Consider the following 23,082-nt stretch of genomic DNA (forward strand, 5'->3'; position numbering starts at 1 on the left):
AAAAACTTGAATGAATATGACATTTTGACTTAAGCAATTATCAAATCAAGACACTTTGTCTTAGTTAAAAACGATTTTACTAGCAAAATAGCAGTTTTTATGCCATGGTATTCCATTTGATTATACCTAATCGTTCAAACATTTAAAAACAAAAACTTAAAACTCATAAAACCATGACATACGTAAAATTTAATCAGCATCCTGCAGCAAAAGCATTTGGCGGTTTAGTGGAAGACATTTTTAACCACAATGGATTTAAGCAAGCCCTGAAAGACGATTTTTTAACTAACGACTTTTTCGGCGCACATCCGCCAGTAAATATCTATGAAGCCAAAGATGGTTATACCATCGAACTCCTGGTACCAGGATGGGCAAAAGAAGAAATTAAGATCAATGTAGAGAACAAGGCCCTGACCATCAGTGCCGAAAAAGCAGAACAAACTGCCGAAAATAAGGAGGAAGCACCAAAACAAACCCGCAAGGAATTTGGTATCCGTTCTTCATTCAAACGTTCCTTCAACATCAACGAACAGGTTGATGCCGAAAAGATCCAGGCCAAATACGAGAATGGTATTCTCAAACTGGTATTGCCTAAGAAAGAAACTATACAAGCCGCTGCCAAAGCGATTGTTGTGGAATAAGGATTAAACTTAAATAGCTATAAATCCCCTCTGTATTTACAGGGGGGATTTTTTATAATTCACACAAACGTTTAAGAGTTATACTGTTTTTATGGGATAATTTGCCATACAACCATATGGCCTATGCCTCAACTATTTCAAAGTATACGTTCCCTGGCGGAAAAGTTATACGTCACTACAGAAAATGCAGTGATAGGCAACGCTTTACAGGTTACTATCAACACGCGATTACAGTGCATACTCAAGCTGATATTTGATTATCTCTTCTTTCATTTACTGCTGCTTGCGCCCAGACTACTCATAGCACTTTATTACCAGAATAACACGGACCTGTTAATTCTGTCAGCATATATATTAATAATACCTACCTGCATGCTCTTATTGAAAAATGGAGCATCACCCAAAATGGTTAGTTTTATTATAGCTGCCACAACGCTGATCCTCCCCATGATATCCTCTTTTTCCAATAACCAGGATGTTTCTCCTAAATATACCATGATCTGGCTGCTTAGCCTCCTGTTCTGTTACATCACCATCAACAGAAGAACTACGCTTTTACTAGGCACCTTTTTATGTTCCTACCTGGGAGTAGTATCCTGGATCAAAATCCATCACCTCTCCTTCCCGATATCTAACGGATATGTGCCGGAGCAATTGCAACCTTTTATGGCTGTGCATGCCGCTATGTATATTTTATTCCTGATGCGGGTATTCGGCAAACACTACCGGAACATCTTTATGCTGGAGCATGAACAAACCATCCAAAAACAAAAACAACATTCCTCCCTACTCAACCAACACCTGACCAAACAGTTCATTATCCTGAAAGGGCTGAGCCGTTCCGGTAAGTCAAAATACCTGGATGGCAACAAAGAATTGCTGGAAGCCTGCCTGATAGAGATTGAAAAACAATGCGAAAGCGCAATTGACTACCTGGATAATGGAAAGTTACCAGAAAGCTGAGTACGCAGCCTACACGTCTGTGTGAGCTTTGCGAAATGAATGCAGGTGAGGTTTTAACCTGATTTCGCTAAAACAAACACCAAAACAGGTTAAAAAATTACAACTTTCGGGTATTTTTCTACACTTTATACCAGACTATCTTTGTATCATCATAGAACAGGAATACTATTCTCCTGATACACCACAACGTTAAGTTGTCTTATTCTTCCCTATACGAAATTACCTTATATCCCTACTTGTCTTATTTTCCTTTATGCTTTTGATGATAAACCTATGCCATGAAATAGGCTCTTCTAAATTGCTGGGGGAGCCTTTTTTTATAACATCTAATGGAAAAAAAATAACCCCGCGAGAAATCGCGGGGTGTTTCAGTGGATTACTAACCCATTTTTTTAATAACCCAAAATCTTCAGCATACTCTGGGCAGATTGTTCCTTAGCATAAAGCCAGTCTTTCAGCTGCCCATTTTTATCATAACCAATGACCACGTGCTTAGGTGACGGGATAAGGCAGTGCTTGATACCACCATATCCACTCAGTTGATCCTGGTAAGCGCCGGTATGGAAGAACCCGATATACAAGGGCTCCCCTTCAGCCACTTTAGGCAGGAACACTGCATTGATATGTTCTTCAGATGTGTAGAAGTCATATCCATCGCAGGTCAGCCCCCCCAGGTGCACTTCCTGATATTCCTGTTCCCACTTATTGATGGGTAGCATGAGAAATTTCTCCCCTATGCCCCAGGTGTCAGGTAGTGTGGTAATAAAAGAACTGTCAATCATATACCAGATCTCACGGTCGTTCTGCATCTTCTCGCCTACCACGCTGTAGATCACAGCACCACTTTCACCAACTGTAAACGAACCAAACTCGGTATAAATATCCGGTACCGGTACCTTGTTCTTTTTACAAACACTCTTAATGGTCGCTACGATCTCATTCACCATGTAATTATAATCGTAGTCAAAACCGAGGGAGTGCTTAATAGGAAAACCACCTCCTATATTAATACTATCGAGCTCAGGAGAAATCTTCTTAAGCTGGCAGTACAGTTGCAATACTCTGTTGAACTGGCTCCAGTAATAAACATCGTCCTTGATCCCTTTATTCATGAAGAAGTGCAGCATTTTCAGCTCGAACTTCTCATTACCTTTCAGTTTGTCGATATAAAATTCCAGCACATCGCGGGAACGAATACCCAGACGGGAGGTATAAAAATCAAAAGTAGGTTCCTCTTCTGCCGCAATACGCAAGCCTAATTTCACCCTTTCCTTTGTCCGGATGAATTTCTGATAATCCTCCAGCTCCTCTTTGTTATCCAGAACCGGGATTACATTTTTAAACCCGGTATTGACCAATTTGGAAATAGCCTTCGTGTACGCTTTGGTTTTGTAACCATTACAGATCACTTTGGTTTCCTTGTTGATCTTTTTCCTTTCATACAACTTGGTAATAATATCAATGTCGTATGCAAAAGACGTCTCAATGTGAATCCCATGTTTCAGGGTCTCTTCCATTATAAAGGAAAAATGAGAACTTTTGGTACAGTAGCAATAGTAATAATTACCATCGTACCTGTTCTTCTTGATTGCATCCTGGAACATCTTTTTCGCCTTGTTAATCTGCATCCCAATTTTAGGCAGATAGGTCAATTTGAAGGGTGTTCCGTATTTGTCAATCAACTCTTTGATATTCACCCCATTAAATTCCAGGTAGCCATCCTGTACATCAAAACCTTCCTGGGGAAACTCGAAGGTTTGGTTGACGAGATCTGTGTAGGTGCTGTTCATTTAAACCTGCGATACGTGTTTAAGGATTAGTAAAAAGCAATCACAACCCTCGCTGGAAAACTCCTGGTTTACACACCTACGTCAGTTCTTAAAAGCCCAGCAAAATTGGTTGCAAAGCTAAATATTTTGTCCAATTGGCCGGACAAAAAGTTTCTTTTTTTTTTGAACGGTTAGATATTAAGCTAAATCTAACGCTTTCAATATGTTAAATACTTTTATATATGTAGATTTTTCCTTATTTTAATAAGGCCAGCGAGCGTTTTCCCTCGCAAAAAATAAGGTCCAGAATGCTAAGATTTGGCAGAAAGCCGACGCGATCCTGGAATACCTGGGTGTATGTCACCAGCTCAGTTTTGGCATTTTCGGTACCAGGCACCATCAGATCCCGGGCATCCGTTAGGTTAGCATCGGTGTACTCTTTACTATATTCAGTAGTATAGGCAGTAGGGGAGGATAAACCAATTGTCTTGTTCGCCCATTCGAAACAGGCCTCATTCCAGTCCATCAGGTATTCAAAAGGACGTTCGTACAGCTGACCCAGCTCTTCCTCATAATATTCAAACCAGGGGGAACGACGGTAAGCAGAAACCAAAGTCTTCCAGTGTTGCGCCTGCCATTTCTCTTCATTACTGATTCTCACATCCTTCATCACCGTCCGCTGGTTTTTTCCGCGGGCAAGTGGAACACTTAATAATATACTTCCATTAGGCCCGGCAATGTAACAACGGTTCCTGAAACTGAGTTTTTGGTAATGTTCGTATCGCTCAATCAATAATGTATCATGATTGATTAAAGTTTTATAGAAGAATAGGTTTGGAAAGTATTGAGATTCAATTAATAATGTCTTTTGGTCTGTATCAGCTGCCATGTTGTCCAAATTTGAAATTTTACCCCTGAATAATTTTATCTTAAGAAGGCGGATGACCTATTATTTATTATCTAACAATTTATTCTAAGTAATTGTTAAACAGTACATAACATTCTCAAAAATATACTAGTGAACTTAGTATTTCCACATTTGACACGAAAATCAGGAAACTGCAAATTTACTAAATAGTTTAGTAGGTTTTGTATTCATTTTCAGGGAGATTTTGCTTCAAGTAAAATTTGAACCGGAGGGAAATTTAGAATACGTTAAATCGTATTTCGAGGGGAAGAAAATGAATTAACTTTGGCGAAATCCATTTAGACATCATGAAGTATTTACGTATTTCGATCATTGTATTCCTGATCTGGGGAATGGCAAGTTCTTGTGAGAAGTTCAAAGATCTTGAGTTTGTGAGAGTAGCTGGCATCAACCTCGACAACCTCGGTTTTCAAAAGAGTATTGTACGGATGACGTTGGCATATTACAATCCAAACGGTTTTAACCTGAAACTCAAAGACGCGAATTTTGATCTTTTCTTTGACGATACCCAGGTAGGCCATTCCATCCAGGATACGATGATCATGATTCCGGCAAAGGATACATTTTACTTCCCTGTAAAACTGGAAGTGAATATGGAAAATGTATTTAAGAATGCGCTTGGCGCGCTCATGAATAAGGAAGTGACTATCAAGGCATCAGGAAATTGTAAAGTTGGTAAGGGAGGCGTTTTTCTGCCTTTTCCAATAAAATGCGAAACAAAACAGCCGCTTAGCTTCTTTTAAGTTCTTACAGCAAAGAAAATAAAAAAAGCCACATTCACGGTGGCTTTTTTTGTATCTACTTACTAACGCTTAATTTTTCTTTTTGTCCGGGTTACCACCATCTTCTGGCTTTTTGCAGCAGGTAGGCAGTTTCTTGTATGATTCTTCGTTAGCTGTCACATTATCCGCATCATATCCGGCATTTGCGATAGCAGTCTTCACATTTTCGATATTAGTACGGTCACTATAGAATTTTACTGTAGTGAGTCCTTTTTTGAAATCTACTTTGGAAGATTGCACACCTTCTTCTCCTGACAGGTATCTCTCGATACGGTTTTTGCACTGTTCGCAACGTACAGTTGGCGTAGCGATCTTCGCCGTTACCAATGTACCTTTCTTTACCTGGGCCATGGCTGTCATTCCAAAGCAACCCAGCATTAATACCATTACTAATCTAACAATACGCATGTTTTACGTTTTATAGTCCTAATATAGCAAAAAACCTGCTTGTATTGGCGTTTGAATTATTATTCCGGAGATCTAAAATTGAAATTCCAGGTATTAATAATTAATACCGACACTTCGCTTATTTACCAGTCCATTGGTCAGGCGCACTTCTCCAGGCTTCCAGCAGCGCCAGGTCATCGCCGGATACCACTCCTTTCTCCACCGCCAGTTCAATCAGGGCACCATAGTTACTCAGGGAGTAGTAAGGCACACCCGCCGCTTCGAAAGCCTTCACAGCTACATCAAAACCATAGTTGAAGATAGAAACCATGCCAATCACCTCTCCTCCTGCTGCACGGATGGCATTTACAGCCTCCAGGCTGCTTTTGCCGGTAGAGATCAGGTCTTCTACCACTACCACAGGCTGACCCGGCTGCAGTACCCCCTCAATGAGGTTACCCATGCCATGCTCTTTTGCCTTGGCTCTTACGTAGATAAAAGGCAGTTTCAGCTGGTCAGCTACCAGTGCACCCAAAGGGATCCCGCCGGTGGCTACACCTGCCAGCACAGCTGCTTCAGGAAATGTTTCAAATACCACATTGCAGAGCTCCGATTTCACGTAGTCGCGAACATAAGGGTAAGAGAGGATTTTGCGATTGTCGCAATAGATAGGTGATTTCCAACCGGATGCCCAGGTGAAGGGGGCTGCCGGGCTTAACTTTACGGCTTGTATCTGGAGCAGTTTTTCTGCTACCTGTTTTTCGCTGATCTTACTCATAGTTCGCAAAATTGCGTAATTATACCGAACAGCGTAAAACTTTTTGTCTACTTTTTAGACATATTTTGTTAATAAATCCGCAACATATGGGTATCTGTATGCTTTGAATGCAACTTTTTCAGACAAATCTTACCCTCACATCTTTATTCCCCCCTTTCCCCTATTTTTGCCCCATGCAAAAGGATACCGTTATTTACCTCAACGAACACCCGCTGTTCATCCTTGCCACCCACCAGGCCATACCAGCCCAATACAAGGAAGCAGCCCTGTTCCCGGAACCAGATACAAACACAATCGAAGCAACCCTTCAGGCATTAGAAACAGGAAAATCCCCTGCCGCCATCTTCATTCACCCGGACCCGCATGAACTGCTGGAAACCATCAAAAGCTACTTCACCATACTCGTCGCCGGCGGTGGCCTCATCACCAACCAGGAAGAAGAAGTACTCATGATGTTCAGAAATGACAAATGGGACCTGCCAAAAGGGAAACTCGACGAAGGAGAAAGTCTCGAAACCTGTGCACTAAGAGAAGTAAGGGAAGAAACCGGCCTTCATAACGTGCACATCGAACATAAAATCACCGAAACCTTCCATTATTATACCTACAAGGAAAAGAAAATACTTAAACACACCTACTGGTATAAAATGAAATTTACCGGTACAGAACTCACCATCCCGCAAATCGAAGAAGGGATTGTCGATATTCAATGGATCAAACCGGAACATCTGGGTAAATACCTGAAATTCTCTTATCTGAATATTGAAGCTGTGTTCAAACAGGAAGGTTATGCTGTATAAATAACAAAGACGGGTTTAAAACCCGTCTTTGTTATTTCCTATCTCTGATCGCCACCGTCAGGCGGCTTACACATATTAACTTATTGTGTTCATCACATATCCTGATGTCCCATACATGCGAGCTACCCCCCAGATGCAATGGCCTCGCTATTGCATGCACATACCCCTCTTTTATCCCCCTGATATGGTTCGCATTGATCTCCTGCCCTACCACAAACTGCTTTTCAGGATCAATGATCAGTGCAGAAGCCACACTTCCCACCGTTTCTGCCAGCGCTACAGAAGCACCTCCATGCAATAAACCGTATGGCTGACGCGTACGCTCATTCACCGGCATCATCATCCGCAGGTAGTCAGGCCCAATTTCTGTAAACTCCATTCCAAGAAAGGTCGCCATCGTATTCGCCCCATTCTCATTCAACTGGTCCAGGGATATATTTAAAGAACGCCAGATCGGTTTCATTGCTATGCTGATTAATAGTTAAGGTTTAATATGTTTTAACACCTGCTCAGGCAATAACGGCGTTGCATCGCCACCATACTTCAGCACATCCCGTACCAACGAAGATGCAATCGTTGAGTATTTCGGTGTACAACTCAAAAATACGGTCTCCAGCTTATTATCCATCATCCTGTTCACGTCTGCAATCGCCTTTTCATATTCAAAATCCACCACCCCACGAATCCCCCTCAATATAAAACGGGCGCCGGTCTCCTCGCAGAACTTTGCCGTCAACCCGGCATAAGTGAGCACTTTCACCTTCGGGGTGTGGGCATAAATATCCCTGATCCACTGCATACGTTGTTCAAGGCTGAACATAGGTGTCTTACTGGAATTAGTGCCGATACCGATCACAATCTCATCAAACAGGTCCAGGGCACGATCTATAATATCAGTATGGCCCAATGTAATGGGGTCAAAACTACCTGGAAATAAAGCAATGCGTTGCATGTTGTAATTATTTCTTCAGTTCCGGCCGGTTGATGAAGATAGAGAAAATGGTAGTACCATAGTTCCTTTCATCCCGGTAATACGGATAGGATTTGTAATTATTGCGGGGGGTATGTTCCAGCACGAACCAACCTTCCGGTTCCAGCAATTCCTTTTCAAAAATAAGCACAGGCAGCTGGTCGATGGTAGTCAGTGCATATGGAGGTCCGGCAAAGATGAAGTTGTACTTCTCCGTACACTGCTTCAGATACTGGAACACATCCATTTTATATAGCTTCAGGGGAACATTCAGCTCCTTCGCTGTCTTTTTGATAAAATCGGCCATTTCATTGTCCTTCTCCACGATCGTCAGGTCTTCTACGCCACGGGAGTTCAGCTCATAACTGATGCTACCGGTGCCACCAAAAATATCCAGTGTCTTCAGCGACGGCAGGTCCAGGTTATTTTCAATGATATTGAACAGGCCACCTTTTGCAATATCTGTGGTGGGCCTGGTATGAGGCATATTTGCAGGCGGCTGAAATCGTAATCCCCCCTTCTCTCCTCCAATTATACGCATAATGCCAGGGAATAAAGATTGTTGAAGTAATAGCCGGGAATTTCTTCCATCTTATTAATATACCAGAAACCTGTCAGTCTCGGTACCCATTCCAGTTTCGGAACAAAGCGATGCAGTTCCTCGTAGATCTGGGAATCCGGGGTTACAGGCCCGCCTACTTTCACTTTCACCTGCGATTCGTCCAGCCCTGTCTGGCGAATGGTATTAATCAGGTGATATACCACGTCCAGGCCGGTTTGTGAATGCATTTCCTGTTGCAATAACAGTTTGCCGAAGCGATAAACGGTCAAAGTAAATTTATGTTGCTGAATATCAAGGTAGATGATCCCATTCAGCTCTAAGTAGTCATTGTCAAAACGATACCCTTTCAGCAAACCGGTGTTTACATGCGCAAACTTGTCCGTAGAGAACTCTTTGCGCAGGAATCCGAACAGGTCCTTATCTACAGAATAGACATTCACCATCTGCTGATCAGAAATTGTATCTGCCATTACAAGTTCCTGGGCCTGTTCAGGATAGATCAGGTGCAGGAAGTCTTTTTTGATGGCAGCGTCAAAGTGCATTTCAGGCACCAGGGTGCTGTTGCCGCCATCAAATGCCAGCAACACATCGCTAAAGTTCGTAAAAAGCAGCTTATCTGTATCAAACACCTGTTCGATCACCTCGATATCTGCTATCGTGGCTTTTTGGGGAGCAAAGCGGTACGACTTCAGGGCAAGGAACTTCCTGGCAGCCGGATTGTACACCACATAATTAAAAGAGCCCTTCCCCACCAATACCAGCAGCTGACAGGTAGTGAGGTCTGTTTCAAGCAGCGAAGCATCATCCGCGGCAAAAGCAGGATGTATGTTATACGTCACAGACATTAGTAATACATTAGATATGGCACAATATTAACCAAAAATAGCGACTTTTACCCCTATGTAATTAACTGGCTATTGCAGCTCGTCGAGCATTTTCTTGCATTCTGCCTTATAATTTTCGTCGTCCAGGTATATATTTCTCAGGCCCACGGCTTTCTTCAGCACCTCAATACATTTATCCTGTTCTTCGTTTTGCTTATAGGCTTTGGCCAGATCGAGATAATTTAAAACGATAGAGGGGTCTAGTTTACGACACTTTTCATAATTATCGATGGCCACCTGCAGGGAGCCTTCCGGCAAACCGCCAAAAAGCAGTTTCGCAGCAGTCTTTTCCAGGGTGCTCAGATTCAGCATTTCAACATTCCATTTTCCGAGGATATAGAATGCCTTTGCATAATTGGGATTGAACTTAATGGCCAGCTCGGCGTAGCGCTTTACTTCCCTGGCAGCGGTCACTTTCTCTTTCGCACCTGCTATCAGGGCCTGGCGCCCCATGGCCATGGCCATTACATAATTGGCATCCGCATTTTCAGGGGCCAGTCTTATTGCCTGCTCAGCATATGACTTGGCATCTGTATAATCCTTTAACCGTTCCGCCTTGTCAGTTGTACGATAGCCTTCACGGCTACATATTTCACTGGCAGCGACAAGGGCCGTCAGGTTATCAGGTTGCATTTTCAGCACATCTTTATAGAGGCTAAGTGCTGGTGCCTCTTTCATTTGCTTTTCCAGGGTTTTGGCCTGATCGATCATTTCATCAGCCGTTTGTCCAAATACTGTCCCCTTAACGAATAATAAAAAAGCAAGTAACAATGCTTTATTCAACATAGGAAGGAGTTTTTCATATATTAAAATAACTAAATTTAATACAATCTTGAGATATTTTCCATAGTTGGGGAGAATTAACTAATAGTTCTTTTCGAGGGAAACGATAGAGTTACGTACGGACGCACCCATTGGAGGGTTCATTTTTCGCAGGGAAATGATTGATTTTTGTACTTCAGGATATTTCAGTTTAATGGCATCGGCAATGGCATATACCACCTGCTCCAGCAGGGGCTGTGGAATTTCCATAATGGGCTTGATCACATTCAGTAAGCCCTGGTAATTAACAGTCTCAGAAATTTTGTCTATCGGCGAGGTACCGGGTATGGTTACATACACGTCAATAATAAAGTCATTCCCGATGATCTTTTCTTCAGGATAAAGACCATGGAAAGCATGAAAATGTACCTGTTCGAGTCCTATTGTCAGCATGGAAATAAATAGAAAAACCAACCAGACTTGCATCCGGTTGGTTTGGAGAATAATATAATTAAGCCTGGTGTTCTTTGGCAGATAAATATCTTTCTGCATCCAGGGCAGCCATACAACCACTACCTGCAGCGGTTACTGCCTGGCGGTAGATCTTATCCTGTACGTCGCCACAAGCGAATACGCCTTCCACGTTAGTTCTGGAAGAACCTGGAACAGTTTTGATGTAGCCCTGCTCGTCCAGCTCCAGGTAATCGCTGAAGATATCGGAATTAGGCTGGTGACCAATCGCTACGAAGAATGCGCTGACAGGAATTGTCTGCTCTTCGTTCTTCGCGGTATTCAGCAGTTTTACCGCTTCTACCTTGTTATCACCCAGTACTTCCTGTGTTTCAGAATTCCAGTATACCATGATATTGGATGTCTTCAGTACACGGTCCTGCATAACCTTGGAAGCCCTCATTTCATGACGGCGCACGATCATGTGTACATTAGAACACATCTTAGAGAGGTACAGTGCTTCTTCGGCAGCGGTATCACCGGCACCTACAATCGCAACTTCTTTACCCCGGAAGAAGAATCCATCACATACGGCACAGGCAGAAACACCGCTACCGTTCAGGCGCTGCTCGGAAGGAAGGCCCAGCCATTTAGCAGAAGCACCGGTGGCGATGATCACTGCATCGGCAGTAATCACTTTAGATTCATCGATGGTAATTTTATAAGGCTGGCTGCTAAAGTCTACGGAAGTGGCGAGGCCATAACGGATATCAGCACCCATACGGGTTGCCTGTTTTTCGAAGTCCACCATCATTTCAGGACCCTGAATACCTTCAGGATAACCCGGATAGTTTTCTACTTCAGTCGTAATTGTCAATTGACCACCAGGTTGAATGCCCTGGTAGAGCACTGGCTTCAGGTTTGCGCGGGCCGAGTAAATGGCAGCGGTATAACCTGCCGGGCCAGAACCTATGATCAATAAATGCACATGCTCTTGCTGTTGATTAGTTTCCATACTTGCTATGTAAATTAATAAAGTGTGGCTCGAAATTCATTAGACTTGCAAAAGTACACTTCCTTGTATAATAAAAAACACCGGCTATAAAAATTACAGCCGGTGCAGTTATAGACATAATAGATTTATAATTTTGACGACAGAGGTCCTCTGTGCACACTTTACTATTATCCCAGATAAGATTTTAATGCACCGCTGTAGCGGGCCTTTTGCAGCCTCTTGATGGCGCGTTCTTTAATTTGACGAATCCTTTCTTTAGTAAGGTCGTACTTCTGACCGATTTGTTCGATCGTTGCTCCATTTTCTCCATCCAGACCAAAATACGCATTCACAATCTCAGCTTCGCGTGGGCTCAGTGATTTCAGCACACGACGGATCTCTTCACGAAGTGAATCACGCATTACATCATCATCAGTAATATCGCCACCTTCCAGCAGGTCACCCATGGCTACGTCCTCTGCCTCGTGTACTGGTGCATCGAGAGACATGTGACGGGTATTGCTTTGGAAGATATTATTGATTTCTGATTCAGACATTTCCAGGATTTCTGCTAACTCCTCTGTTGATGGCTCTCTCTCGTTTTCCTGCTCAAATGCCATGTAGGCTTTGTTCGCTTTATTGTAAGTGCCGATCTTATTTTGCGGCAGACGTACCAGACGTCCTTGTTCTGCTAAAGCTTGCAGGATGGATTGACGAATCCACCACACAGCATAGGAGATGAATTTAAAACCTTTCGTTTCATCGAACCTTTGCGCAGCTTTGATCAACCCTAAATTACCCTCGTTAATGAGGTCGCTCAGGCTTAAGCCCTGGTGTTGATATTGCTTTGCAACAGATACTACGAAACGCAGGTTTCCTGTAGTTAAACGTTCAAGAGCCTTCTGGTCGCCCATTTTGATACGTTGCGCCAATACAGTCTCTTCCTCAGGTGTTAACAAAGGGATCTTTGAAATTTCCTGCAGGTATTTTTCTACCGCCTGCGAATCACGGTTCGTGATCTGGGTGGCAATTTTAAGTTGCCTCATATTGAAAGTGTATTAGTTTATAAATTAGATAACAAGAGAAGATTTATTTTGTTGAAATTAGTAAAATATATATCTTACAAAATATTCTTACTCCCTCGTACAATCGTTATAACAAATTAGCCTGCAAAGATCGTGCTAATAACCCACACTGCCAAATTCTTCTTTTACCTCACAGTTCGTAAAACAAAGTACTTTATATAAACGAAATTTAATAACGCTTTAGTCGCTATTTTTAATGGTTTATATAAATTTTAACGTTTGAAAAAGAATCTCATTCAAATTAATAACTTCACTAATTTATTCTTCAATCGCTTGCAAAATCTTCAATGATGATAATTGACTTCAGGAGTGACACTTTTACCCGCCCAACGCCCGCCATGCTTGATGCTATGTACGCTGCAGCCACTGGAGATGATGTATACGGTGAAGACCCTTCAGTAAATACTCTGGAAGCCATGATGGCAGCCTATTTCGGAAAAGAAGCTGCCCTGTTCTGCCCCACCGGCACGATGAGTAACCAGGTCGCCATCAAGGTTCACACGCAACCCGGCGACGAAGTGATTCACAGCAACTTAGCACACATTTATATCTACGAAGGCGGTGGTATCGCAGCCACCTCCGGCGCACAAAGCCGCCCCCTGGAAGGTGACAGAGGCATGTTCACTGCCACCGACGTATTGGCAGCCATCAACCCTGACGACGTTCATAAAGCCGCTACCAGCCTTGTTTGCCTCGAAAATACCATGAACCGTGGCGGCGGATGCTGCTATGACATTGAAGAAATTGTTAAAATAAAAGAAGTTTGTCTCCAAAATAATTTAAAACTCCACCTGGACGGCGCCCGGCTCTTCAATGCCCTCGTCGCTACCGGGGAAAAGCCTGCCACCTATGGGGAATTATTTGACAGCCTGTCAGTATGCCTGAACAAAGGAATGGGTTGCCCCATGGGTTCAGTCCTGATAGGCAGCGCCGAATTTATCCGCAAAGCCCGCCGTGTCCGCAAAAGACTAGGTGGTGGTATGCGCCAGGCCGGCTTCATGGCAGCCACCGGCATTTATGCCATGGAACACCATATTGACAGGCTGGCCCAGGATCACCTCCACGCCAAAGACATTGCCCAGACCCTGCTCGAAAAAACCTTCGTAGGCCATATGCTGCCGGTTGAAACCAACATTGTCAGCTTTGAGGTAAGAGGTGATGAATGGACCTCCCGCTATTTTTGTGACTACCTGAAAAATGAGGGAATTCTTGCCAGTCCTGTAACTGACAGCATGGTCCGGATGGTCACCCACCTGGATATTACCCCCGCCATGGTAGCAAAAACCTGCGCCGTTATAGCCGAAATGGAATAATCTCTTATTTTTGCACACTCTTATATAATTAGATATATCGTTAGCATGGAACTTTCTAAAAATTTTACGCCTGCTTCGGCTGAAGGCAAGTGGTACCAACACTGGATAGATAAAGGGTATTTCCGTAGTAAACCGGACAACCGCCCTCCTTTTACTGTTGTAATACCTCCGCCAAACGTCACCGGCGTACTGCATATGGGTCATACCCTGAACGAAACGGTACAGGATATTCTGGTACGCCGTGCCCGTATGAGCGGGTATAATGCTTGCTGGGTACCAGGTTCCGACCATGCTTCCATTGCCACAGAAGCCAAAGTGGTAAACATGCTCAAAACCGAAAAGGGCATCGAAAAATCACAGCTTACCCGCGAAGAATTCCTGAAACATGCCTTCGAATGGAAGGAGAAATATGGCGGTATCATCTACAGCCAGATCAAAAGACTGGGTTGCTCCTGCGATTGGGATCGTGTCACCTTCACCATGGATGACCACTACTATGAAGCAGTTATCAAAGTATTCGTAGACCTCTTTAATAAAGGTAAAATATACAGGGGTGCCCGTATGATCAACTGGGACCCTAAAGCTAAAACCGCCCTCAGTGACGAAGAAGTACTGTACAAAGACCTGCAGGGTAAACTGTACCATGTACAATATGCACTGGAAGATGGCGATGGCAACCTCACCGGCGAATCTATCACCATCGCTACCCAGCGGCCTGAAACCATCATGGGCGATACCGCTATCTGCGTAAACCCCGATGATGAACGTTACCAACACCTGATCGGTCACTTCGCGGTAGTACCGCTGGTAAACCGTCGTGTACCTATCATCTTCGATACATACGTTGACAAAGAATTCGGTACCGGTGCACTGAAAGTAACACCCGCTCACGATATCAATGACTACAACCTGGGTCTGAAACACAACCTGGAAGTCGTAGATACCCTCAACGATGATGGTACCCTCAGCACTGCTGCAGGGGTGTTCATCGGCGAAGACCGCTTCAAGGCGCGTAAACTGGTGGTAGCTGCCCTCGCAGAACAAGGCCTGCTGGTAAAAGAACAGGAATACACTACCCGCCTCGGTTACAGCGAACGTAACCCAGACACCGTAGTAGAACCCCGCATCAGCACCCAGTGGTTCGTGAAGATGGCAGAACTGGCAAAACCAGCCCTGGATGCTGTGGTAAACGGTGATGTAAAAATCCATCCCGGCGACCGCTTCCTCGCTACCTACAAATACTGGATGGAAAACGTAAAGGACTGGTGTATCTCCCGTCAGCTCTGGTGGGGTCAGCGCATTCCTTCTTACTACGCTCCGGATGGTACTTTCGAAGTAGCTACCAGTCTTGACAACGCAGTAGCGCAGTTCAAGGCACGCGGTGTGGAAGTAAAAGCGGCAGACCTGCGCCAGGACGATGACTGCCTGGATACCTGGTTCTCCAGCTGGCTCTGGCCAATGGAAGTGTTCAACGGCGTATCCAATCCCGGCAATGAAGAAATCAACTACTACTACCCTACCAACGTACTCGTAACCGGACAGGATATCATCTTCTTCTGGGTAGCCCGTATGATCATGGCGGGTATGGAATATAAGAACGAGAAACCTTTCGGTGATGTATACTTCACCGGTATGGTGCGTGATAAACTGGGTCGTAAGATGAGTAAGCAACTGGGTAACTCCCCGGACTTGCTGGAACTCATCGATCGCTTTGGTGCTGATGCCGTTCGTTTCGGTATCATGATCTCCTCTCCTGCCGGTAATGACCTGCTGTTTGATGATTCCAGCTGTGAACAGGGAAGCCGGTTCAATAACAAGATCTGGAACGCCCTGAAACTGTTGAAGATGTGGGAAGCTAATACTGCAGAAGGTGCCGCTTCCAGCGAAGAAGCCCACTTTGCAGTACAATGGTTTGAAAGCAGGCTCAATGAAGTGAAATTACAGGTAAATGAACTGTTCAAAGACTTCAAATTGAGCGAAGCCCTGAACCTGATCTGTAACCACCTGATCTGGAACGACTTCTGTAGCTGGTACCTGGAATGGGTGAAACCTGGTTTCGAACAGCCGATCGACGCAGCTATCTATAAAAAGACCGTTGAATTCTTCGAAGAGCTGATGCAACTCGCGCATCCGTTCCTCCCATTTGTGACCGAAGAAATCTACCAGTTACTCGCTACCCGTGCGGAAGGTGATGACCTGGTGATTAAACAATATGCAGCTGTTGGTGTTGTTGATACCAATATCCTGGCTAAGGGTGAACTGGCTAAACAGGTAATCACCGGCATCCGTGATGCACGCGTAAAGAACCAGATCAAACCAAAGGATCCGATTGCTTTACATATCGATACCGCCGAAATTCCCGCTTTCCAGCAGATCGAAGATATGCTGATCAAGCAGGTAAATGCAAAATCTATCGCTTATGTAAATTCTCCGGTAAGTGGTTGTATCGCACTGGTAGTACAGAAAGACAAGTTCTACCTGGAAACAGAAACAGCCCTGGATACCACTGCGCAAAAAGAAACGCTGCTCAAAGACCTGGAATACCAGAAAGGCTTCCTCCTCTCAGTAGAGAAAAAGCTGAGCAACGAAAAATTTGTACAGAATGCAAAACCGGAAGCTGTTGAGGCTGAGCGCAAAAAGAAAGCCGATGCCGAGGCCAAGATAGCGGCCATTACGGAAAGTTTAAAATCAATATAATTTTCAATATCGCCCGGACGTTAACTCTCCGGGCGATTTTTTTATACCCTTCAGTACTATGCGCAAACACCTTATACTATCCGGCATTCTCGTTGTCATGTCTGCTTTCTCACTGTACGCTCAGTCAGGAAAACCAAAGGCTGCACCTGCCAAAAAGCCGGCAGCTGCATCTGGCCCTACCATCACCAAATTACGATTCAGAAGTACCTGGGGCATTTTCCTGAGTGATAGTATTCCCCGTTCAGAGATCGCGAAATTACTGGATTCAGCCCTGGTGGTGCGCGATGAAAAGAATAACAAATACCCGGTCGTATCATTTGAATTCACTTATGAGAATAAAGAGTTTTACCTGAATGATACCACCGGCAAACCAGGCATCTATACCGAGTATGTAGGCGATAGTTTTAAAGGCGATAAATTGCCGGCACTGTGGGTAACCCGGATTAAGGAATTGCTGGACAAGGGAGAGGTATTTTACTTCGATAATATTATCGTGAATTATACAGGCGATAAATTGTACAGGGCGCCAAAATTGAAATTTATAGTCCGATAAATAAGGTAATATCATGAACTCATTTCATAAATAGGTATTTATAATTGATAATCAATACTAAATGGTAATTATGAAATAAGTTCATGATAAAATGAAAAAGAGGGTATCCCTGCAGGGGTACCCTCTTTTTTTATGGAAAACACCTACAGGAACAGGGTTGAGATTCGCTCTCTTACTTACATTATAACATCACTAAAAGATCACTTGTATATCACTTCAATATCCAATCGATATACAGGTGATATTAAGGTGATCTTTTAGTGATGTTATAATGCTATAGATAGCCTATAGCCAGGTACTATTCAATGCACTGGCTAGCAAAAAAAAAGGCGCCTCATTTGAGACGCCTCTTTATTAGTAGTTAAATAACTGTTGTATCGGAATAATAAAGGTAAAACGATCCTTTGCATTGTCTGCCGGATCCCTGTCAAACAAATGACTATACCTGAATCCAAAAGAGAAAGGCAGTACATTCCCGATCTTAGTATCAAAAAAGACCTCTGTACCTGCTGATGTATATTGGTTATGTGAATTATTTAAGTAATTGTAAGACCTACTATAATCATAGAACAGGTTCGCCCTCACCCGCATAAAATACAACAACTGCCCAAAACCCCAATCAGGATAAGCGATCGGAAAATGGTAGTTCAGGCCTAGCTTATACACCCATTTGTAATAGGGCTTATTATACCCCCTTGCATAGGAAAAATTATCAGAAAAGGAATAATTGCGCATCGTATCCCGCTGCTGAAACGCCGCCTGCAGGATCAGGTTGTGGTTCTGGCTCAGACCAGGTAAATACAGGTCAAATCTGCCATAAAACTGCTCGGCAAAGAGATGATCCAGGGAATGGTTGTAAGACAGCAGTAAGTACTGGCCAAAGTGCGTAAACAGGTTCTGTGTTGCTTTTTTCCTGGCATTATAAAACACAAAGGAATTACCAAGATATTGTAAGGATGGATGCAGGAACTTAAAATTTCCCTGCGGGTAACGCTCCAGGTAGTGATACATGGATGAGAAGGAAATACTCCGGCTATACATCCCCCTGGATAAGGTCAAAGGAATCGTGATTCCACCATGTACGTCCATTTCATTCCAGTACAAGCGGCCCCTGTTCCCATACAGATCTGAACGATTAAAGGTATAGGTAGCACCGCCCTGCAGATATGGGAACAGCGCACCATAAATTAAGTTGCCGCTCAATGCAGAACTACCTTCATTCCTGTTGTAAGTATAGCCTAAAGTAGTAGATGCAGTATTCAGGATATTGTCTCCATAGATCGTCAGACTATAATCGGGATCATTGAAACTGGGCAACCAGCTATGCAGGTTAATCAGCTTCGTGCTCTTCCTGTAAGCGGTAATCTTGTAATCCTTGTCCGGCACCGTAGAGAGGATATCTCCACCTTCCTGGAAATCGGGTCTGAGCCATTTGCTGTGATAGTTTACGCTGGCATCTATCGGTTTCCAGGTGATGCTGTCTGTATACAACTGGTACCCTTTGGAGGTAAACCCGCTAAACACTACACCCCTATCTTCCACAGTTCCATGTAGTACGCCATTGTCATGATTGGTCACCTGGTGAAGCTGTTTGTCAGCAAGCGTGAGTGCGTAAATATTATCTACATCTTTATAGCTGGCGGTGTAGTAAATCGTATCGTGCTGTACATTCGGAATGCTCAGCATGTTAAAGCTGAAAGGGGTCAGCAATTCAGTTTCACCACTGCTGATGGATTGCCAGACCATGGCCATCTCCCCTTTCACATTACGTACGGCACTGATGATATGCTGCTCATCTGCAGAGAATTTCGGGTAGGTGTAATACCAGTTTTGCGGATTGGGCAAGGTCGCAATCACCTTTCCATTTGCAGCATCCAGCAGCTGCAGGCCAAAGTTCTGTGAGGATAAAGAATAGGCGGCAATGATCTTTGTACCCTCTGCATTGATATCTGGCGAGAAATAGCGGGTACCTTTTGTGAGGGTTTTCTTCTTCCCTGTGGCCCTGTCATACAGTTTGATCACTGAGTAATCTTTCCAGCCCCAGCGCGGATCGTAACGGGCTTCAGTCCATACCAGGCGGCCATTCTTATACCCGAAGTAATCATCGAACTGTATACCAGGTCGTGTCACTAAATCCTGATGGCCGGTGCTGTCAATTATGTAAAACCCGGCTACTGTTTTGTATGAATCTTTATAGACGATCCATTGTCCGGGTTGAATGGTGTAAATGTATTTATAGTTGGTAACGGTACGCGGTGCTTTGATCAATGTGGCACCGGGAACAGCAGAATCCTTTGCATAGTTGTTCCAATCCGCCTGGCATTCATCCAGCATTTTGTGATAGAAGCCGACTACATTTTCACCGGTGTGTTTTTTCATACTGCGGCTCATGGGGTAAAACAATCCTCTGTATCGTACAGCGTCTGTTGTAATGTCTTTCCAGCACATGCGGCCGTAGTGCTCACGACCATACATACTCATCAGGTAACCCAGGGGATAATGATTCGGCGTATAGTCTACGTAAGAACCATTCCGCATTTTCATGTAAGAGTAATTCCTGTTTTCGAGAGACAATGCGCGGAAGCCGTCAAAGAAAGAAGGTAGTCTGCCCCTGCCCTGGCTACTGAGTGCTGTTTCCATCGTCACCGCATCACCTTCCCAGAACCAGTTAGGCACTGCAATACTTGTGGCTGCAGCTAGGCCCATTTGTCCGAATATATAAGAAAGAACTTTTGAGGCGCCCTGATCAAAATTGCTGTTCTGCAATACGTGCCTGTATTCATGAATGGATAACTGTTCTTCCCATTTCAGGGATCCCAGGTCCGGATTGGGCGGAGGATTGAGGTAAAACTCTGAGCGGAAAGGGCCGAGTGCCACATAGCCATTGGATTCCAGGGTCTGGTTCTGTAATACAATGTTTACTTTCCTCTTTCTGTTACCAATAGAACCACGAGTATTTGCGTCCAGGTAATTAACAATATTGGCCACCCGGCGACCTTGTTTTTCAAGGCCTGCGGGGAAGATCACACGAACAGTATCCGTGTTGATCTGGTGCCATTTCAGCGAAGGTGGGTTTCCGCCAAACACCTGCGCGAACAAGCTGGCAGGGAATAGTATCAGCAGGAGATACGCGAATAATCTCATAACATTTGTAGGTATAGACTGACAATATACATAATTATTGCGGTAAGCCATAAGGCCATTCGATGAGATGAGACATCCAGTAGTTAAATCAAAAATGGTTTCACCTGACAGGTGAAACCATTTAAATCTTTTTTCCATTCAATGAGGGCAGGCCCTACTAGCATTCCGGTAAGCTAATCGGAATATTCACGGCCAGGCCGCCATCAGACGTCTCCTTATACTTACTGTTCATATCCAGCGCAGTCTCCCACATCGTTTTCACCACTGCATCCAGCGATACCTTTGCCAGTTCAGGATTACTCTGCAATGCTAACTGCGAAGCTGTAATGGCTTTGATAGCCCCCATGGTATTCCGTTCAATACATGGCACCTGAACCAGGCCCCCGATCGGATCGCAGGTAAGCCCCAAATGGTGTTCCATCGCTATTTCTGCAGCCATCAATACCTGTCGCTGAGAGCCCCCCATACATTCTGTGAGCGCTGCCGCTGCCATTGCAGAAGACACGCCTATTTCGGCCTGACACCCACCCATGGCGGCTGAGATAGTAGACCGTTTTTTAAAGATGCTCCCTATTTCAGAAGCGGTCAATATAAACTGGAGAATTTTGTCTTCATTATAGCCATCACAGAAAGTGATGAAGTACTGCAACACGGCAGGAATCACCCCCGCTGCACCATTGGTCGGCGCCGTTACCACCCTGCCAAAACTGGCGTTCTCCTCATTCACGGCAAGGGCAAAGCAACTCACCCAGTCCAGTGTATAGGCAAAATGGTTACCACCCTGCCGGATTGCCTGGATCCAGCTATCATAATCTGTATAGGTGCTCCCTTTCAGCAATTTCTTATTCAGGGCGGCAGCTCTGCGGGCTACTTTCAGGCCACCTGGCAATTCGCCGGATGTATGGCAGCCCCTGAAGGTACATTCTTTCATCACCCGCCAGATGTTCAGCACCCCTTCACGGGTAGCAGCTTCTGATCGCCAGGCCTGTTCATTTTCCATCACCAGTTCAGAAATGGAATACCCGGTTTTGATACAGAATTGCAGCAGCTGCCTGGCCGTATCAATCGGGAATGGCAGATCTACCTGCGATGCAGCACCAGCAGCCACTCCTTCTTTTACGACAAAGCCACCTCCGATAGAATAATAGGTGCTTGCCTGCTGGGTGCCGTCCTCAAAAGTCACCAGGAAAGTCAGGGCATTCGGGTGGAAAGGCAGGGATTCCTCGTAGAGGAAATTGATGTCTTCCAAAGGATTGAATGTGACCAGCTTTTCGCCACCAACTAACATGGTTTTGCTGCGGCGGATGTCATCCATTTTCTCATTGATCTTATTCACGTCGAAGGTCACGGGGTCATCTCCACACAAGCCCAGCTGTATGGCAATATCAGTACCGTGTCCATGGCCGGTTTTGGCCAGGGAACCATAGAGTAAAACACTAACATGCTGTATTGCTGAAATTGGCCGGCCGGCTGCCTTGATTTCGGCCAGGAATTGTAAAGCTGCCCGCCAGGGGCCTAAGGTGTGAGAGCTTGAAGGACCGACGCCTATTTTGAAAATATCAAAAACGGATATGCATTCGTGTGCCACTAGTAGTTGTAATTTCACCAAAAATAACGCATTCCAACAAGGATTTAAGCGCTACAGCTGGCACAAATTACATAAGTATGATAATGCGTTTGGGGTAATTAAGCAGAAGCTGATCAATAATAGCCGTGAAGATCTGAAAGCTATCGGAGACATTATTTCATTTAAAAAGCGGTGAAGTACTGAAAGCTATCGGAGACATTATTTAGTTATGCTTTCATTTAAAAAGCTGTGAAGTGCTGAAAGCTATCGGAAACATTATTTAGTTATGCTTTCATTTAAAAAGCTGTGAAGTGCTGAAAGCCATCGGAGACATTATTTAGTTATGCTTTCATTTAAAAAGTGGTGAAGCTGTGAAGTGCTGAAAGCCATCGGAGACATTATTTAGTTATGCTTTCATTTAAAAAGTGGTGAAGCTGTGAAGTGCTGAAAGCCATCGGAGACATTATTTAGTTATGCCTTCATTTAAAAATTGAAACCTGCTAAGTGTGCGAACCATGGATAAAATAATCATTTAAAATCTACTACCTCTACAGTGCAAACCTGTACGGTATTGGCCGGGATATTCCCTACAGGAACATCTCCGAATCCAAGCCTGCTTGGAATAATCATAAAGATAGCACCACCTTTCCCTATTTTACGAAGCCCAATCTGCCAGCCAGCGATGTGGTCTTTTAGTCGGCGGCCATCAAAATCTGTGGAACCGAAACTGGCATCCAGCAGGGTATCTTTCAGGTTATTGCGGGTGTAGATAAGGGTAGGCACAGAATTAAGCGTCATAATCTGGCTGGAGTCTCCCTCATAAATGATCTGATAGTAAAGGCCACTGGAATCCCTGATCATTTCCAGGCTATGCGCAAAAATATAGGATTGTATAGCGTAATCCTGGGCGCTGGTTCCGGTCGGACTGCGGACAAACAGGTCGTCATCTGTCGATGCAGAGCAGGCAGGCAGGCACAGTAAAAAAAGGATAGATTGTAAAAATAGCTTCATGCTTATATAACGCGATTTCTGAAGCTAAAGTTACAAACCTTA

At 44.2% G+C, this 23,082-nt stretch carries 22 protein-coding genes; 7 read left to right on the top strand and 15 right to left on the bottom strand.

Annotated elements, in window-relative coordinates:
* Window positions 1-173: 173 nt before the first annotated feature.
* Together U0033_RS10445 and U0033_RS10450 are read left to right on the top strand one after the other, a co-directional pair.
* A complete protein-coding gene (locus tag U0033_RS10445) occupies window positions 174-641 on the top strand; it encodes an Hsp20/alpha crystallin family protein (RefSeq protein ID WP_072356790.1) in 468 nt (155 codons plus the stop codon).
* 123 nt (window positions 642-764) lie between these two features.
* Entirely contained in the window at window positions 765-1,604 is an 840-nt protein-coding gene (locus U0033_RS10450) for a hypothetical protein (RefSeq protein WP_072356789.1), read from the top strand.
* A gap of 392 nt (window positions 1,605-1,996) precedes the next feature.
* Here the strand turns inward: U0033_RS10450 and U0033_RS10455 are convergent, their stop codons facing one another.
* A complete protein-coding gene (locus U0033_RS10455; RefSeq protein ID WP_072356788.1) occupies window positions 1,997-3,394 on the bottom strand; it encodes a type III PLP-dependent enzyme domain-containing protein in 1,398 nt (465 codons plus the stop codon).
* A 235-nt stretch (window positions 3,395-3,629) separates the two neighbouring features.
* Entirely contained in the window at window positions 3,630-4,262 is a 633-nt protein-coding gene (locus U0033_RS10460; RefSeq protein ID WP_072356787.1) for a WbqC family protein, read from the bottom strand.
* Between the two features lie 326 nt (window positions 4,263-4,588).
* On the opposite strand from U0033_RS10460, the gene U0033_RS10465 reads away from it, so the two are divergent.
* Window positions 4,589-5,044: an LEA type 2 family protein gene (locus tag U0033_RS10465; protein WP_072356786.1), complete on the top strand. Its 456-nt coding sequence runs from the start codon at window positions 4,589-4,591 to the stop codon at window positions 5,042-5,044.
* A 69-nt stretch (window positions 5,045-5,113) separates the two neighbouring features.
* On the opposite strand, the gene U0033_RS10470 is transcribed toward U0033_RS10465, so the two are convergent.
* Together U0033_RS10470 and pyrE are read right to left on the bottom strand one after the other, a co-directional pair.
* The gene (locus U0033_RS10470) at window positions 5,114-5,491 is read right to left on the bottom strand and encodes a heavy-metal-associated domain-containing protein (RefSeq protein ID WP_072356785.1); all 378 of its coding nucleotides are present in this window, start codon (window positions 5,489-5,491) and stop codon (window positions 5,114-5,116) included.
* Between the two features lie 118 nt (window positions 5,492-5,609).
* A complete protein-coding gene (pyrE, locus tag U0033_RS10475; protein ID WP_072356784.1) occupies window positions 5,610-6,248 on the bottom strand; it encodes an orotate phosphoribosyltransferase in 639 nt (212 codons plus the stop codon).
* Between the two features lie 173 nt (window positions 6,249-6,421).
* On the opposite strand from pyrE, the gene U0033_RS10480 reads away from it, so the two are divergent.
* Window positions 6,422-7,048, top strand: coding sequence for an NUDIX hydrolase (locus tag U0033_RS10480; protein WP_072356783.1), 627 nt, complete (start codon window positions 6,422-6,424; stop codon window positions 7,046-7,048).
* 31 nt (window positions 7,049-7,079) lie between these two features.
* Here U0033_RS10480 and U0033_RS10485 read toward each other — a convergent pair whose 3' ends face one another.
* The 8 genes from U0033_RS10485 to U0033_RS10520 form a co-directional block, all read right to left on the bottom strand.
* Entirely contained in the window at window positions 7,080-7,511 is a 432-nt protein-coding gene (locus U0033_RS10485) for a hotdog fold thioesterase (RefSeq protein ID WP_072356782.1), read from the bottom strand.
* An 18-nt stretch (window positions 7,512-7,529) separates the two neighbouring features.
* On the bottom strand, window positions 7,530-8,000 hold the full coding sequence (gene coaD, locus U0033_RS10490; protein ID WP_072356781.1) for a pantetheine-phosphate adenylyltransferase: 471 nt from the start codon (window positions 7,998-8,000) through the stop codon (window positions 7,530-7,532).
* Between the two features lie 7 nt (window positions 8,001-8,007).
* On the bottom strand, window positions 8,008-8,559 hold the full coding sequence (locus U0033_RS10495) for an RsmD family RNA methyltransferase (protein ID WP_072356780.1): 552 nt from the start codon (window positions 8,557-8,559) through the stop codon (window positions 8,008-8,010).
* Window positions 8,550-9,425 carry a DUF3822 family protein gene (locus U0033_RS10500; protein WP_072356779.1) on the bottom strand — a complete coding sequence of 292 codons (876 nt, stop codon included), beginning with the start codon at window positions 9,423-9,425 and terminating at the stop codon, window positions 8,550-8,552. The genes U0033_RS10495 and U0033_RS10500 overlap by 10 nt, the downstream gene beginning before the upstream one ends.
* A 69-nt stretch (window positions 9,426-9,494) precedes the next feature.
* Entirely contained in the window at window positions 9,495-10,250 is a 756-nt protein-coding gene (locus U0033_RS10505) for a hypothetical protein (RefSeq protein WP_072356778.1), read from the bottom strand.
* A gap of 78 nt (window positions 10,251-10,328) precedes the next feature.
* Entirely contained in the window at window positions 10,329-10,679 is a 351-nt protein-coding gene (locus tag U0033_RS10510; RefSeq protein WP_072356777.1) for a dihydroneopterin aldolase, read from the bottom strand.
* A gap of 58 nt (window positions 10,680-10,737) precedes the next feature.
* Window positions 10,738-11,691, bottom strand: a complete 954-nt coding sequence (trxB, locus tag U0033_RS10515) for a thioredoxin-disulfide reductase (protein WP_072356776.1) — start codon at window positions 11,689-11,691, stop codon at window positions 10,738-10,740.
* A 167-nt stretch (window positions 11,692-11,858) separates the two neighbouring features.
* Complete coding sequence (locus U0033_RS10520) at window positions 11,859-12,716, bottom strand: sigma-70 family RNA polymerase sigma factor (protein ID WP_012793808.1); 858 nt, start codon at window positions 12,714-12,716, stop codon at window positions 11,859-11,861.
* A 326-nt stretch (window positions 12,717-13,042) separates the two neighbouring features.
* Between U0033_RS10520 and U0033_RS10525 the strand changes: the two genes are divergently transcribed.
* From U0033_RS10525 to U0033_RS10535, 3 genes are read left to right on the top strand one after another with little or no spacing between them, the layout of a single operon-like run.
* On the top strand, window positions 13,043-14,068 hold the full coding sequence (locus U0033_RS10525; protein WP_072356775.1) for a threonine aldolase family protein: 1,026 nt from the start codon (window positions 13,043-13,045) through the stop codon (window positions 14,066-14,068).
* Window positions 14,069-14,113: 45 nt separating this feature from the next.
* Window positions 14,114-16,765 (top strand): valine--tRNA ligase, encoded by a 2,652-nt coding sequence (locus tag U0033_RS10530; RefSeq protein ID WP_072356774.1) that lies wholly within the window; start codon window positions 14,114-14,116, stop codon window positions 16,763-16,765.
* A gap of 58 nt (window positions 16,766-16,823) precedes the next feature.
* On the top strand, window positions 16,824-17,318 hold the full coding sequence (locus tag U0033_RS10535) for a hypothetical protein (RefSeq protein ID WP_143150577.1): 495 nt from the start codon (window positions 16,824-16,826) through the stop codon (window positions 17,316-17,318).
* 354 nt (window positions 17,319-17,672) lie between these two features.
* Here U0033_RS10535 and U0033_RS10540 read toward each other — a convergent pair whose 3' ends face one another.
* The 3 genes from U0033_RS10540 to U0033_RS10550 all read right to left on the bottom strand — a co-directional run bounded on the left by U0033_RS10540 (window position 17,673) and on the right by U0033_RS10550 (window position 23,040).
* Entirely contained in the window at window positions 17,673-20,462 is a 2,790-nt protein-coding gene (locus U0033_RS10540) for a hypothetical protein (RefSeq protein ID WP_143150576.1), read from the bottom strand.
* 157 nt (window positions 20,463-20,619) lie between these two features.
* Window positions 20,620-22,050 (bottom strand): L-serine ammonia-lyase, encoded by a 1,431-nt coding sequence (locus U0033_RS10545; RefSeq protein WP_072356771.1) that lies wholly within the window; start codon window positions 22,048-22,050, stop codon window positions 20,620-20,622.
* A 507-nt stretch (window positions 22,051-22,557) separates the two neighbouring features.
* Window positions 22,558-23,040: an FKBP-type peptidyl-prolyl cis-trans isomerase gene (locus tag U0033_RS10550; RefSeq protein WP_072356770.1), complete on the bottom strand. Its 483-nt coding sequence runs from the start codon at window positions 23,038-23,040 to the stop codon at window positions 22,558-22,560.
* Between the last annotated feature and the right edge of the window lie 42 nt (window positions 23,041-23,082).

It is taken from the genome of Chitinophaga sancti (assembly GCF_034424315.1).
GTDB classification, from domain to species: Bacteria; Bacteroidota; Bacteroidia; order Chitinophagales; family Chitinophagaceae; genus Chitinophaga; species Chitinophaga sancti.